Source organism: Thermoanaerobacterales bacterium, assembly GCA_030019475.1.
Classification (GTDB): Bacteria; Bacillota; Desulfotomaculia; order Desulfotomaculales; family JASEER01; genus JASEER01.
The window spans coordinates 21,409-34,539 of record JASEER010000025.1 but is presented as its reverse complement, the minus strand read 5'-3'; the positions used below and the strand labels follow the sequence as shown (position 1 = coordinate 34,539).

General features: G+C 62.9%; 14 protein-coding genes. All 14 read right to left on the bottom strand.

From position 1 onward, the window contains the following. On the bottom strand, positions 1-323 hold a 323-nt coding region (gene pilO / locus QMC81_07930), incomplete at its 3' end, for a type 4a pilus biogenesis protein PilO (protein ID MDI6907398.1). A 4-nt stretch (positions 324-327) separates the two neighbouring features. Next, positions 328-1,017 carry a PilN domain-containing protein gene (locus QMC81_07925; GenBank protein ID MDI6907397.1) on the bottom strand — a complete coding sequence of 230 codons (690 nt, stop codon included), beginning with the start codon at positions 1,015-1,017 and terminating at the stop codon, positions 328-330. Between the two features lie 6 nt (positions 1,018-1,023). Then, the gene (gene pilM, locus QMC81_07920) at positions 1,024-2,058 is read right to left on the bottom strand and encodes a type IV pilus assembly protein PilM (protein ID MDI6907396.1); all 1,035 of its coding nucleotides are present in this window, start codon (positions 2,056-2,058) and stop codon (positions 1,024-1,026) included. A 58-nt stretch (positions 2,059-2,116) separates the two neighbouring features. Next, a complete protein-coding gene (locus tag QMC81_07915; GenBank protein MDI6907395.1) occupies positions 2,117-3,523 on the bottom strand; it encodes a hypothetical protein in 1,407 nt (468 codons plus the stop codon). Between the two features lie 39 nt (positions 3,524-3,562). Next, positions 3,563-4,162, bottom strand: coding sequence for a prepilin-type N-terminal cleavage/methylation domain-containing protein (locus QMC81_07910; GenBank protein ID MDI6907394.1), 600 nt, complete (start codon positions 4,160-4,162; stop codon positions 3,563-3,565). Positions 4,163-4,218: 56 nt separating this feature from the next. Further along, positions 4,219-5,499 (bottom strand): chitobiase/beta-hexosaminidase C-terminal domain-containing protein, encoded by a 1,281-nt coding sequence (locus QMC81_07905; protein ID MDI6907393.1) that lies wholly within the window; start codon positions 5,497-5,499, stop codon positions 4,219-4,221. A 15-nt stretch (positions 5,500-5,514) separates the two neighbouring features. After that, on the bottom strand, positions 5,515-6,234 hold the full coding sequence (locus QMC81_07900) for a sigma-70 family RNA polymerase sigma factor (GenBank protein ID MDI6907392.1): 720 nt from the start codon (positions 6,232-6,234) through the stop codon (positions 5,515-5,517). Positions 6,235-6,241: 7 nt separating this feature from the next. After that, entirely contained in the window at positions 6,242-7,450 is a 1,209-nt protein-coding gene (locus QMC81_07895; protein MDI6907391.1) for a type II secretion system F family protein, read from the bottom strand. A 39-nt stretch (positions 7,451-7,489) separates the two neighbouring features. Next, positions 7,490-8,662 carry a type IV pilus twitching motility protein PilT gene (locus QMC81_07890; protein MDI6907390.1) on the bottom strand — a complete coding sequence of 391 codons (1,173 nt, stop codon included), beginning with the start codon at positions 8,660-8,662 and terminating at the stop codon, positions 7,490-7,492. Beyond that, positions 8,659-10,341, bottom strand: coding sequence for an ATPase, T2SS/T4P/T4SS family (locus QMC81_07885; protein MDI6907389.1), 1,683 nt, complete (start codon positions 10,339-10,341; stop codon positions 8,659-8,661). The genes QMC81_07890 and QMC81_07885 overlap by 4 nt, the downstream gene beginning before the upstream one ends. A gap of 229 nt (positions 10,342-10,570) precedes the next feature. Beyond that, complete coding sequence (gene mdh, locus QMC81_07880) at positions 10,571-11,503, bottom strand: malate dehydrogenase (protein ID MDI6907388.1); 933 nt, start codon at positions 11,501-11,503, stop codon at positions 10,571-10,573. Between the two features lie 104 nt (positions 11,504-11,607). Next, complete coding sequence (gene tatC / locus QMC81_07875) at positions 11,608-12,393, bottom strand: twin-arginine translocase subunit TatC (GenBank protein ID MDI6907387.1); 786 nt, start codon at positions 12,391-12,393, stop codon at positions 11,608-11,610. Between the two features lie 99 nt (positions 12,394-12,492). After that, a complete protein-coding gene (tatA, locus tag QMC81_07870; protein MDI6907386.1) occupies positions 12,493-12,750 on the bottom strand; it encodes a twin-arginine translocase TatA/TatE family subunit in 258 nt (85 codons plus the stop codon). A 38-nt stretch (positions 12,751-12,788) separates the two neighbouring features. After that, complete coding sequence (tatA, locus tag QMC81_07865) at positions 12,789-13,058, bottom strand: twin-arginine translocase TatA/TatE family subunit (protein ID MDI6907385.1); 270 nt, start codon at positions 13,056-13,058, stop codon at positions 12,789-12,791. Positions 13,059-13,131: the final 73 nt, after the last annotated feature.

Genomic DNA, 13,131 nt, shown 5'->3' with positions numbered 1-13,131 from the left:
CGGATCTGCAGAAGACGCGTCCCGCTGCGGTCGGCTTCGTTCTGCAGGTCGGTGATCAATACGTCCTCGTCGGGCTCCGCCGGCAGCAGACGGTCGAAGGCGGCCAGCCGTTCCTCCAGCGCGGCGGCCTGCTCCTTGGCCTGCTTGAGTTCCGCAAGCCGCGCCCGGGCGCGGGCGACGGCCACCTGCTCGCCGGCCGCCGCGTCCCGCGCGGCGTTCAGCGCGCCGTACTGGGTGTACAACAGGAAGGCCATGGCCGCCAGGGCCAGAACGCCCAGGAGGACGGTCAGGAGGCCGGAGGAAAAACGCTTCGTGTCGGCCATCCGCTCACTCACCCGCCTTTCCCGCCGCGGGCCGGAAGGCCGGACCCGGCAGCAGCGTGGCCTTGATCTCGAACTGGACCATGGGCTGCCCGTACAGGTCATCCTCGGAGGAGAACTGGCAGCGCACATCAGTCAAGCCGGGAACACTACGGATCTCCTCCAGCCAGCGGGCGACTGACGGGTGGTCGAAGGTCCAGCCGCGGACGGTCAGTTCCCCGCCCGGCGGAGGAGGAGACGACGCCGGCGTAGCGCCCTGACCTTCCGCGCCCGCAGCCGGGGCGGCGGGGGGAGCCGATGGCGCCGTCTTCTTGCCCTCTGCAGGTTTACAGGTGGCCGCGAAATCGGTCAGCCAGACATTGGCCGGGATGTATAGCCCGATGCCGGCCAGCGTCCGCGCCCAGTCCGGGGGCGCCCCCACAACCTGGCGCAGCAGCCCCTCGGCGCGCGTCGCCTCGGCCCGTAGGTTGGCGTACTGCTCGTAGGCGGCCGCCTGCCGTTCCAGGCCCTCCCGCTCCGCCCGCAGGCGGGCGGCCTCGGCCCGCGAGTGGGCCGCGGCCGCGAACAGCGCCCCGTAGACGCCGAGGAAGACCGCCAGGACGACGGCGCCGCCCAGCAGGCAGAGGCCGCGACGCCGCCGCGCCCGCCGCCGGGCGGCGATCTCCGGAGGAATCAGGTTGATTCTCACCTCAGACATGCTCTCTCACGCCTCCCATCCGCGCCGCGCCAGGCCGACGCACACGGCGAAGTCCGGCGCCTCCCGCGCGATGTCCCCGCCGCCCCGCGGGCGCGGGACGGCGATCCCGTCCAGGGGCCGGGCCCGGGTCACCGGCAGCCCGAGGATCTCCTGCAGGCGCGCGGCCAGCCCGGGGAACCGGGCGCCGCGCCCGCTGAGGACAACCCGCGCCACGGGCGCCGACCCCGGCTGGGCCAGGTAGTAGCCGATGGACGAGCGGATCTCGCCCGCCAGGCTCTCGCTCCAGGCGCGCAGGGTGTCCGGGTACCAGTCCTCTTCCCCGCCTTCCGGTTCCGCCCCGGCCTGCGGCGGGACGATGGTTTCCAGGGAGCGGCCGAACATCCGCGCCGCGTCCTGCAGGCTGACCGGGATTAGGCGGGCGAAACGCGGTACCCCCCCGGCGGCCAGCAGGAGGTGGCTTAAGCCGTTGCCGACGTCGACCAGGACCGTCACGCCCTCCCGCTCCGCCGGCGGCAGGAGGCGCGCCAGGGCCAGCGGCGCGGCGTCCACCGCCCGGGGCTTTAGGCGGGCGGCGTCCAGGACGCGCAGGAAGGCATCCAGCATATCCCGGCGCGCGGCCACCAGCAGGATCTCCAGGACCGGGCCGTTCTCCCCGGCGGCTTCGCCCAGCACGGCATAGTCCAGGACAACCTGGCTCAGGGGCAGCGGCAGGTAGTCCTCGGCCTGGTAGCGGACGGCCTGGGCAAGCCGGTTCGCCGGCACCTTGGGCATGGTGGCGAAACGGATGATCACCCCCTGGTTGGCCAGACCGAGGACGACCTCCCGGCCGGCGATCCCGGCGGCGGACCAGAGCCGCTCCAGGGCGGCGGCCACGGGCTCGGCCCGGACGACCGCCCCCTCGACGACGGCGCCGTCGGGCAGGGGCTCACGGCCCCAGGCGGCCAGGACCGGGGCACGCGCGCCGCCGCGCAGCTCAACGGCGCGCACCTCGCCGGCGTCCAACTCCAGCCCGACGACACCGGCCGGCTTCAGAAATGCCATCTTGTTCCATCACTCTCCCCTCACACCGAGAATCAGCGTCAGTATCCGGTCTCACGTCCTACGGATTGGCAATCTCCCGCCAGTTGACCGCTTCCCAGCCTGCATTTTGAGGTTCCAGGAAATGGGGCGGGTAATCGTAGCGCATACGGGGGTCGTGCGTGTAGTCCTTATCGTAGCCGCTCCCGCCAATTTCACCCACAGGTAAGCGGGTCTGCTGAATGATTGAGCCGATCAGCTTGATGTCGCCTTTTGCCGGACCGCTATCGTATTCTTCATAGCCGAAGCCGTTATTGATCGCGAAAATGGCGGCATGAATGGTGATTTTGTGCGGGGCAACATCATAAGGAATTAGCCAAAGCAACCTATAGTCCCAATAAGCATTTTGTCCTTCCTTTGGCCACCCGTAATGCAAGATATAGATACACCTGTTCGCAACCAGCCCTAACATGTCGTCGCCTTGGACTTCAGTGACCAGCTTTCCGTCGACTACGTGATGGATAAAAGTTGTATTGGCGTAGCGAATTCCCCCGGTGGCCGGTGCGAACCATGGCGGCTCGCTCCAATCAGTCGGATCATCGTAAGTGATGTAAATGTCGTTCTTGGCGGCGATGGTTAGCCGTCCGCTCAGGGTACCCGAGACGAAAACATTGCCGGTGTTGCTGCCCCACTTGGATGTCCCGTCGCCGTCAACGTAAAGCACGCCGTTGGGCGGGAGCGGCCTGGTTTGCAGGTTCCCGTTTCGGTCACGGATAACCAATTGATCGTTATCTAAATAGATGCAGGTCCGGCCATAATAAAGATATTTGTCCTTCTCCGCCCATGTTTTGAGGTCGAGGTTGTTAGCGGGGAAAACCAACGGATCAACCTTTTGCGGAGGCCCTTCTCTGTAATCCGGATTGTATCCTGTCCCTTTCACTAGCGCTTGGCTGTACGTCACCGGCCCGTAGAAAACGGGCCTCCTTTGAATTCTCAATGTGCCATTGGTATGCAGGGGGCCGCGGCATTCTTCTCCGGAGGTCCACCAGATGTCACTACCGTCGTTGTTGCTCAAGTAGACCTGTTGTACAAACTGCCGTTTATGCACTTTAACCTCAATGGTCCGGCGATTGGTCGGATCATTGGCCGGCCAACCGGTTGATGTAATCGTCACGACGGGCTCGTCCGTAGTGGGTTTTTGAATCTGCAGGCGGTAGAAACCGTCTTGAAACGGTGTGTCCACGTTTAACAATGCATCGCTTTCCGCTGTCTCGTAAAACCTGGAGTCCTCGTTAAGGTGCCAGAGATACTTGTTATACCCAGCTTCGGCATAATAGAGGGCATCCTCACCGCCGGCGAAGCGCTGCCCCATAACCGACTGGCTTTCGACAACGAAGGCCGCCGTGAAACCAAGCAGGCTTATAATAACAACCAGGGCCATCACAATCGGCAGAGCGATGCCGGCTTCGCTACGCAATATGCCCTTCATTATACCGGCCTCCCTTCGGCTTTCGACATAATAAGCCGGTCAGTCGGCAGCAGCCCGGCTACGTGAAACATAGGTAGCGGTGACTTCCAAAGGTTGCTGCAGCGGGCTTACAGAGTCGTCCACCAGCAACCTGATTGCAACTCGCACCCGGTGGTTGTCGGGATCCTGGTCGTCAATCAGCGCAACACTTTGAAAAACATCGGCATTGTTGACCCGGCTCAGCACCGTCGTCGTGTTAGCCGGAGTCCCGTAGGTGTACGGGTAATGGTCGCCTGTCGGTGAAGCGACGCTACGTGTTAATGTATTTCCGTTCAACTGATAACGGATGAGTTCGGGTTTGGCATCACCGGTTACGTCGCAGTAAACGTCCAACTGTGTTTCAGAAACCCGCCTCACCGCCTCAAACTCCTCGGTTGCTTTCCTTGCCTGTACGATTTCGTTTTCAAGGGTCATTAACGCGAGACGTGTGTCCTGAATAACGCGTCCCTCGGCCAGACTACGGTTAAAACTGGTTTGTGCATAAAAGAAGAGGTCATATGCAATCGCCAGAACGACACCCAGCAAAGCAAGAACGATCAACAGTTCAGCGACGGTAAAGCCCCGCTGGTCGTGCCAGAGTGTCTTCCTTTTGCCGGACAAAAGAGTCACCCCCTTCTCCTGCTTACCCGCAGGACCGGTTGCACGCGCAGGCCTCATCAAGGGGCAGGGGTTGAATATTGAAAAACCACCACGTCGCTGCTCAGCATCCCGTCTTTCACCGCGATAGCTTTTATGGTCAGGCCGCCTGAAGGAATGACGGGCTTATTGTCGGGATCGTACAATGTGCTTTCGGTGGTCGGGTCGGTACCATCAACCGAATAATGGATAGCTGCATCGGCCGGTAACGCAGTCAGTGCAATCGCCGCACCCTCAGGAACAATCCCCGGTGTCGGATCAGCCACAGGCATACCAACCTTGACCGTCAATGTTTTTCGTACTGTTGTCGGTGAACTGGGTAAGCTGAAGTTACCGTCCCACTCCGACGGGTTTTGGGATCGAATATACTTATCGCCCGTTAAATCCTTGATTTCAAGGTCGTAGGTCCAGCCCGGCCAGAGATCCAGCTCGGCAAGTGTTGCCAGGCTGCATGACAGTGCAAACTCTTCGCCCTCTGGCTTAAGGGTCGCCGTCAGGCATTCGGGGGAAACGGGATTTCCATCGGCGTCTCGCAAAGTCAAGGCCAGTTGCACCGGCCACTCGACATCAAAATACACCGGCGTGGTTTTCCAGTTCTCGACCAGCATATTGTCTCGTACTGTTTTCCAGATCTGACCCGTTACACCGACCGGCTTAACCATCATTTCAGAATAACTGGCGGCAACACTGTAAGTGCCGGCGGGCAGCTCGCCGAAAATAACACTGCCCTCTTCGTCGGTCCATCCGGTCTGTGTCTCCGTGCACGTGACGTCAATCTTGACGTTTTCTTTCAAACTATCGCGCCAGCGTACCTCCGCCTTGATCTCGCCAGCTTGGACGATAGTCTTCTCGCCCTCCCGGGCGACCAGTGAACCCAGCACCGCAGTATCAACCACCTCGCCGGTAAGGGCATCGGGCGCTTTAACGGTCACCTGCACCTTCTTGTAGGCGGTGACATTGGAGTCAGACCCCTGAACCCACCAGATACGGGTTTCTATCGTGTAATTGATCCCCTCTATCTGCTTCGTTTGCAACTGGGGTATACTGCCCTCGGGATTGCCCCCAACCGTGCCTACCTGCTCATAATCTAAGGCTCTTATTTCCTCGATGACGCCGGCCGCCAGCTTGGTGGCGACGAGGCGCGCTCGGTTGGCCTGCGAACCTTCGCTGATGTAGACAAAAAGCGGTATAAAGGCCAACGTAAGAACGGTTAGGATCATAAGCGCGACGAGTACTTCGACCAGGGTAAAACCCCGTTGACCCCAGCCGGGATGGGCGTTACAGGTGCGCAAAGGCGCCATCGGGCATTCCTCCCGTCAGGCCAGGTTTACGGCCATGTGGGCCAGGCCCCGCCGTACCAGGCGGGAGACGCGGCGCTGGCTGACGCCCAGCGCGGCCGCCGCCTGAGCCTGGGTCAGGTCGCGGTAGAAGACCAGGTAGACCGCCCGCCGCTGCAGGTCGCTCAACCGCGCCAGGGCCTGGCGCACGGCCACGACGTCCTCGACCGGCAGGCGGAAGCTCTCGTAGCGCAGGTGCCGGATACGCGACAGGTCCAGCGCGTCGAGGGAAACGGTGCCCGCGCGCAGGGCCTCGATGACCCCCTCCTCCCGGATGTTGACGGCCCGGGCGATCGCGGCCAGTGAGGGCGGTTCTCCGGTGCGCCGTAGCAGGTCGTCGGCCGCGGCATGGATGCGCGCCTGCAGTTCCGCCGCCCAGGCCGGGCGGTAAAAGGCGGCCTCCCGCCGGAGTTGGTGGCGGATCTCGCCCATGACGCAGTGGGCGGCGTAGGTCGTGAACTTTACGCCGCGGGCGGGATCGAAGCGCCGCACGGCCTTGAGCAGGCCCTCATACCCGCTCTGGACCAAGTCCTCGCCCGACCGGCCGCCGGAAAGCAGGCCGGCGAAATGGTGCACCAGCCCCCGGCCGGCATGCATCACGGCCCAGAGGTGCTCCTCGTCGCCGGTCTCGCGGTAGGCGCGGACCGCAGCCTCCAGGTCGGGGGGTCCGGGACGCGCCCCGACGCCGTTTCCGTTCACCAAGGGTCTACCTCCCCACCGTGGTGACGACGGTGAAGATCGGCAGGTACATCGAAACGACAATGACGCCGATGATGCACCCGACGAAGATGATCAGCACCGGTTCGATCAGCGCGGTCAGCCCGCGGGTAATGGTCGCCACCTCGGCCTCGTAGAACTCGGCGATCCTGGTCAGAAGAAAACTTAAGGAGCCCGTCTCCTCCCCGACGGACACCATCTGGATGACCATGGGCGGGAAGACGCCGCTCTCCTCCAGGGGCCCGGCGATGCTCTTCCCTTCCTGGATCTTCTCGCCGGCCTCCTGCACGGCCTCGGCGACCACCGTGCTGCCCGTGGCCGGCCCGGCCGCCTCCAGGGCCTGCAGGACGGGGATACCGCCCGAGAGCAGCGTAGCCAGGGTACGGGCGAAGCGGGCGACGACCGCCCGCTGGAAGAGCGAGCCCAGGACCGGCAGCTTAAACTTCACGCGGTCCCAGGAACGGCGGCCGGAGGGGCTCCGCAGGTAGAAGCATAGGCCGAGTACGGCCGCGGCCGCGGCCAGAAACCAAAGGTACCAGTAATGGCGCAGGGAGTCGGAAACGGCCATGAGCACCCGGGTCGGCAGGGGCAGCTCCACCCCGGGCGGGAAAAAGCGCGTGAAGATCGGAACGATGAAGAACATCATGCCCAGCACGACCAGTGTGGCGAAGCAGATGACCACCGTCGGATAGAAGGTGGCCGAGCGTACGTTGTCGCGGAGGCCCTTGTCCCGCTCGAGCTGTTCGGAAAGGCGGCGCAGCATCTCCTCCAGGGTGCCGCCGACCTCCCCGGCCCGGACCATGCTGACATATAAAGAAGGAAATATCTCGGGGTGGGCGCGCAGCGATTCGGAGAAGCTCATTCCGGCCTCCACGTTCCGCGCCGCCTCGCTCGCCGCCCGGGCCAGGGCCGGGTTCGACGTCTGCCGTCCCAGCGTGAAAAGGCAGCGGGTCAAGGGAATGCCGGCGTCCAGCATGGCCGCCAGCTGGCGGCTGAAGAGACTTAAGTCCCCGACGCCGACCCTGCGGCGTACCTGGAAGGCCTGTCGGAACGAGGATTCCCGCACCGGATTAACATCCACCACAGTGTAGCCCATCTTCCGCAGGTGGGCGGCGGCCGTCCATTCGTGGTCCGCCTCCATCTGCCCCCGGACCGTGTTCCCCGTCCGGTCAATGATCTGGTAAGTAAAAAGGCCCATCCGCTTCATCATCCTCCCTTCCGCGGTCGCGGCCGCCGGTTACCGGTTGTCCCGTCTTACGCCGTTCAGTCCCGCGGTAACGCCGCTAAACCACGTCGTCCGCTGCACAGCGGCATCCCTGGTCCGGGTCGCCGCTCCCTTTTGCAGTAACCGCTCCAGTTCGGCACGGTCCACGCAGCGCAGAAAGGCCATGTCCCGTGTGATGCGTCCGGTAAGACACAGTTCGGCCAGGGCCTGGTCCATGGTCTGCATACCGGCCGCGCGGCCGGTCTCCATGGCCGTATAGAGCTGGTGCTCCTTGCTCTCGCGGATCAGGTTGCGCACCGCCGGCGTGGCCAGCATCAACTCGGCGGCCACCACCCGGCCGGTACCGTCGGCTGTGGGCACAAGCTGCTGGGCGATGACGCCCTGCAGGGAATCGGCCAGTTGCTGCCGCACATGGTTCTGCATATGCTCCTGGAAGACGTCCACGATGCGGTGGATCGCCAGGGGCGCGGTCTGAGTGTGCAGGGTGGACAGGACCAGGTGACCGGTCTCGGCGGCGGTCAGGGCGATGGCGATACTCTCCAGGTCCCGCATCTCCCCGATGAGAATAACGTCGGGGTCATGGCGCAGGACGTGGCGCAGGGCGTCGGCGAAGGAATGGGTGTCGCTGCCCACCTCGCGCTGTTTGACTATGCTCCGCCCGTGACTATGCAGGAATTCAATCGGCTGCTCGACGGTGACGATGTTCAGGCTGCGCTCCCGGTTGATCACACCGATCATGGCCGCCAGGGTCGTGGACTTGCCGCTGCCGGTCGGGCCCGTGACCAGCACCAGGCCGCGCGGCAGAAAGCAGAGGTCCCTCACCGCCGCAGGCAGGCCCAGGTCCTCGAGGCGGGGGATCTGCGTGGGGACCACCCGGAAGGCGACAGCCAGGCTGCCCCGCTGGCGCATGATGTTCCCGCGGAAACGGCTGACGCCCGGGATGGAGTAGGAGAAATCGAGTTCCCATTCTTCCTCCAGCCGCCGGCGCTGGCTGGGCTCCAAGACCGGCAGCACCAGGTCGGCGACATCCTGCGGTGTAAGGCGCCGCTCGTCCAAGGGGATCAGGTCGCCGTGGATGCGCATAACCGGGGGCACGCCGGCCGTGAGATGCAGGTCGGAGCCCTGACGGCGCACGGTTTCGATCAGGATCTCATCCAGGTTGAAAGAACGGTTGCCGTCGCTCATATGATCACCCTCATCACTTCTTCCAGTGACGTTATCCCTTTCTTGACTTTCAACAGCCCGTCCTCAAACAGGGTGACCATCCCCTCGGCTACGGCAGCCTCCTTGATCTCCCCCGCCGACCGCCGCGCCAGCGTGAGACGCCGGATGGGCTCGGTGACGCGCAAAAGCTCATAGACGCCGATGCGTCCGCGGTAGCCGGTGTTGCTGCAGCGCAGGCAGCCCCGCGGGCGGTAAAGGCGTATAGGCCGGTCGTCGGCGTCCGCGGCGCCGGCGACGCGCCGCCATTCGGCGGCCGGGAGTTCGTAGGGTTCCTTGCAGTTCAGGCACAGGACGCGGACCAGGCGCTGGGCCAAGATACAAACCAGTGAAGACGCGGTCAGGAAGGGTTCGATGCCCATGTCCCCCAGGCGGGTGATCGCCCCGGCCGCATCGTTGGTGTGGAGGGTCGACAGGACCAGGTGCCCTGTAAGGGCCGACTCCACGGCAATGCGCGCCGTCTCCTGGTCGCGGATCTCCCCGATCATGACGATGTCGGGGTCGCTGCGCAGGATCGAGCGCAGGCCGGTGGCGAAGGTAAGACCGGCGCGGGGGTTGATCTGGATCTGGTTGACCCCGTCGATGCGGTACTCGATGGGGTCCTCCACGGTGATGATGTTCTTCTCCGTCGAGTTTAGTGCGGCCAGGGTGGCGTAAAGGGTCGTGCTCTTGCCGCTGCCCGTCGGTCCGGTCACCAGGATGAACCCGTAGGGCAGACGCGCCCCCTCACGATAGGCGGCCAGGACCGGCGGCGCGAACCCCAGTTCGTCGAGGGTGATCAGTTTGCCCGTGCGGTCCAGGAGGCGTAGGGTCACTTTTTCGCCGTAGGCGCCGGGTAGAGTAGCCACGCGCACGTCGACGGTCTTCCCCTCAATCTTCAAGGTCATCCGCCCGTCCTGGGGGACGCGCCGTTCGGCGATATCCATGTTCGCCAGGACCTTGATACGCGAAACCAGGGCCGGGTGCAGTCTCCGCGGCGGGTGCATCACGTCGTGGAGCACCCCGTCGATACGGAAGCGGACGCGTACCCCCTTCTCCTGCGGGTCGATGTGCACGTCGCTGGCCCCGGCGCTCACGGCCTGACTGAAGATCAGGTTCGCCAGGTGAACCGCCGGCTTATCCGTTGTATCATTCTCCGGGCCGGGTACGACCTCCGATACGGGCTCCTCTTCCACTCCCGCCTCAACTTCGGCCCCGGTACGGCTGAACCGTTCGATAGCCGCCTCCAGTTCGCTGTCCGGGACCGTCACCGGCTGGATGTCATAGCCGGTGAGGATGCGCAGGTTGTCGATGGCGATAACGTCATCGGGACGCATCATGGCCACAACCAGACGGTTGTCCTCGAAGGCGATCGGCAGGGCGCGGTACCGCCGCGCCGTCTCGGGCGAGATGGTCGCCGCCGCCGCGGCGTTGACGGGGAAGGACTCGAGCGACAGGAAGGGCACGCCGGCGCGCTCGCCCAGGACCCGGGCGATGTCGTCCTCGGTGCAGTAGCCGAGTCTGACAAGGATCCTGCCGAGCCGCTCCTTCGTCCCGTTCCGGGTAGTCTGCTTCTTCAGGGCCTCCTGCAGTTGCTCCGGAGTAATCACCCCGGCTTCAACCAGCCGGGTCCCGAGGAAATCCTGACCGGGTTTCAGTTTCAAAGAGGGAAGCACCTCGAATACATCTTTCTTTATTTCTTAAAACGCTACGTTTCGCCAAAATACCCCTACAGAGTAAATTACAGGTTAAGTCAATATCAAGATTCGCGCCAATTTTTAAAAATCCTGTACCAGAAACTGACAGACTTCTAACATGTTTCTAACAATTCCCTAAAAGTTTAGGGCCCCACCCGTTTCCGGGCAGGGCCCTAAACTTAGCAGAATGTCTTCTCTACAGTTCCATCCGCGCCATTACCTCGCGCACGGCGGTGATCGAGCCTTTCAGCGCGGCAAGCTCCTGGGGGGTAAGGTCAAGTTCGATGACCCGTTCCACGCCGTTGGCGCCGAGGACGGCCGGCACGCCGGCGTAGACGTCACGCTCGCCGTATTCGCCGTTAAGATAGGCCGCGAGCGGGAGGATACGCTTCTTATCTTTCAAGATGGCCTCGACCATTTGGATCGTGGCGGCGCCGGGGGCGTAAAAAGCGCTGCCGGTCTTGAGGAGGTTGACAATCTCTCCCCCGCCCTTGCGGGTGCGATCCACCATGGCCTCCAGCTTCTCCCGCGGGATCAGTTTCTCCACCGGGATTCCGCCGGCGTATGTGTAGCGGATCATGGGCACCATATGGTCCCCGTGGCCGCCGAGGACCAGGGTTGTGATATCCTCGAAGGAGACACCCAGTTCCAGGGCGACGAAGGTGCGGAAGCGGGCGGTATCCAGGACGCCGGACTGGCCGAGGACGCGGTTCGGCGTAAAACCGCTGGCCTTCAGGGCGACATAACACATGACGTCCAGAGGGTTGGTGACGACGATGATAATGGCGTTCGGGGAGTGCTTGGCGGTTTCCGCCGCCGCCTGGGCGACGATTTTGCTGTTGATGCTCAACAGGTCGTCCCGGCTCATCCCCGGCTTGCGCGCCACGCCGGCGGTGATCACCACGATGTCGGAGCCGGCCGTGTCGGCGTAATCGTTGGTGCCGAAAACATGGCAGTCATAGCCTTCTATCGGCGCCGCCTCCATAAGGTCCAGGGCCTTGCCTTGAGGGACGCCCTCAATAACGTCCACCAGGACGATGTCTCCCAGTTCCTTGGCCGCCGCCCAGTGGGCACAGGTGGCGCCGACATTCCCGGCGCCGATGATGCTGATCTTCTTCCTTCCTCCCATTCCGGACGTCCTCCTTGAAGCTCAGATATATCGGGAAAACGGGCGGACACGGAGGTCCGCCCCTACCCTTCCGACTCAAATCCAGGACCAGCGGTGGGGCTTCTTTAGAGGTGTTGCGGTTCGGCCTCCGCCGCCTCGGCCAGGGCCTCGGCGCGCGCCCGGCGCTCCTTGCCCCGCTCAACCATGCGGGTGATCCAGACACTGACCTCGAACAACAGGTACATTGGTCCGGCCATCACCATCATTGTAAAGATGTCGGGTGTCGGTGTGAGGGCCGCCGCCATAACCAGGATGCCCAGGACGGCGAACTTCCGGCTCTTCGCCAGCAGCGGGTAGGTAATTATGCCGATCTTGGACAGGAAGAAGGCCGCCAGGGGCAGTTCAAAGACAAGGCCAAAGGGCATGAGGAACGAAATGGTGAACGAGATATAGTTCCCGATGGTCAGCATCGGCACCAGTTCCGGGCCGGCGAACTGGAGCAGGAACTTGACGCCCATCCGGTAGACAACAAAAAAGCCGAAGGAAACCCCGCCTACGAAGGCCCCGAAGGCTACCACCACAAACCACCTGACATACTTGCGTTCATTCTTACTGAGCGCCGGAGCGATGAAGGTCCAGGATTGCCAGAGGATGACCGGCAGGGCGGCTATAAAACCTACAGCCAGGGAAAGCTTGATTTTCGTCATCAGGGCCTCGGTGATCCCGATAAAGACAATGTCGTACCCCTCTTGGGTCACCGGCTCCAGAAGAACGGCCATGATCCGGTCCGTGAAATAATACCCACCTATAGCAAATACAGCGACCGCCACAACCGAAACGATCAAAACGCGCCGTAGCTCATCAAGGTGCTGGTAAATCGAGAGTTCCTTTTCGTGGTTCTTCCCGGCCACTCCTAACGCCTCCCCCCGTCAAACAACAGCCCCCGGCAAGAAGGCGCCAATCCCTCTCTCCTCAGGGGCGTGTTTGCGGTACGGATTTCCCTTTGCAGCCTAGCTCTTTACCGCCTTCGGGGTTTCGGTCACCTTCGCTGCCTCCACCGCCTTTGCCACACCGGCAGCCGGCTTTTCCTCTTCAACGTCCTGGATGTTGTCCTGCAGGTCGTCTATTGTCTCTTTCGACGACTTGCGAAACTCCCTGATTGTCCGCCCCAGGGCCTTGCCCGCCTCGGGCAGCTTGCCGGGACCGAAGATGATCAGGGCCACGACCAGGATGATAATCAGTTCCGGTACTCCAATGCGAGGAAACATTATGCTCCTCCTCCTCTTCCCGTATCAATGGTCGTCGCTTAAGCCTTCTCCGCGGGCGATCCCTCGGCCGGCTTCGGGGCGCTCATAGGGTTGGCCTCGGTCACCGCGGACTTAACGCCCTCGATCTCCTCCTTGACGTCCTTCACGCTTGCGGTCACGTCCTCGGTTATATCCCGGGAGGACCGCCTGAACTCGGAAAGCGTTTTACCTAAAGACCTCCCCACCTGGGGAAGCCGCTTGGGGCCGAAGATGATCAGGGCCACGACCAAAATAATGATCAGCTCGGGCATGCCAATCTGTGGAAACATTGACTCTCCCCTCCCTCACACCCCTCTTTACCATAGACAAAGATATCATAGTTACGTTCGCCGGTCAAACCGC

What these genes read in the sequence shown, in the direction of transcription:
- tatA (MDI6907386.1), bottom strand. Translation starts at nt 12,750, where the DNA reads ATGTTTCCTCGCATTGGAGTACCGGAACTGATTATCATCCTGGTCGTG.
- pilM (MDI6907396.1), bottom strand. Translation starts at nt 2,058, where the DNA reads ATGGCATTTCTGAAGCCGGCCGGTGTCGTCGGGCTGGAGTTGGACGCC.
- QMC81_07890 (MDI6907390.1), bottom strand. Translation starts at nt 8,662, where the DNA reads ATGAGCGACGGCAACCGTTCTTTCAACCTGGATGAGATCCTGATCGAA.
- QMC81_07915 (MDI6907395.1), bottom strand. Translation starts at nt 3,523, where the DNA reads ATGAAGGGCATATTGCGTAGCGAAGCCGGCATCGCTCTGCCGATTGTG.
- mdh (MDI6907388.1), bottom strand. Translation starts at nt 11,503, where the DNA reads ATGGGAGGAAGGAAGAAGATCAGCATCATCGGCGCCGGGAATGTCGGC.
- tatA (MDI6907385.1), bottom strand. Translation starts at nt 13,058, where the DNA reads ATGTTTCCACAGATTGGCATGCCCGAGCTGATCATTATTTTGGTCGTG.
- QMC81_07895 (MDI6907391.1), bottom strand. Translation starts at nt 7,450, where the DNA reads ATGGGCCTTTTTACTTACCAGATCATTGACCGGACGGGGAACACGGTC.
- QMC81_07905 (MDI6907393.1), bottom strand. Translation starts at nt 5,499, where the DNA reads ATGGCGCCTTTGCGCACCTGTAACGCCCATCCCGGCTGGGGTCAACGG.
- QMC81_07925 (MDI6907397.1), bottom strand. Translation starts at nt 1,017, where the DNA reads ATGTCTGAGGTGAGAATCAACCTGATTCCTCCGGAGATCGCCGCCCGG.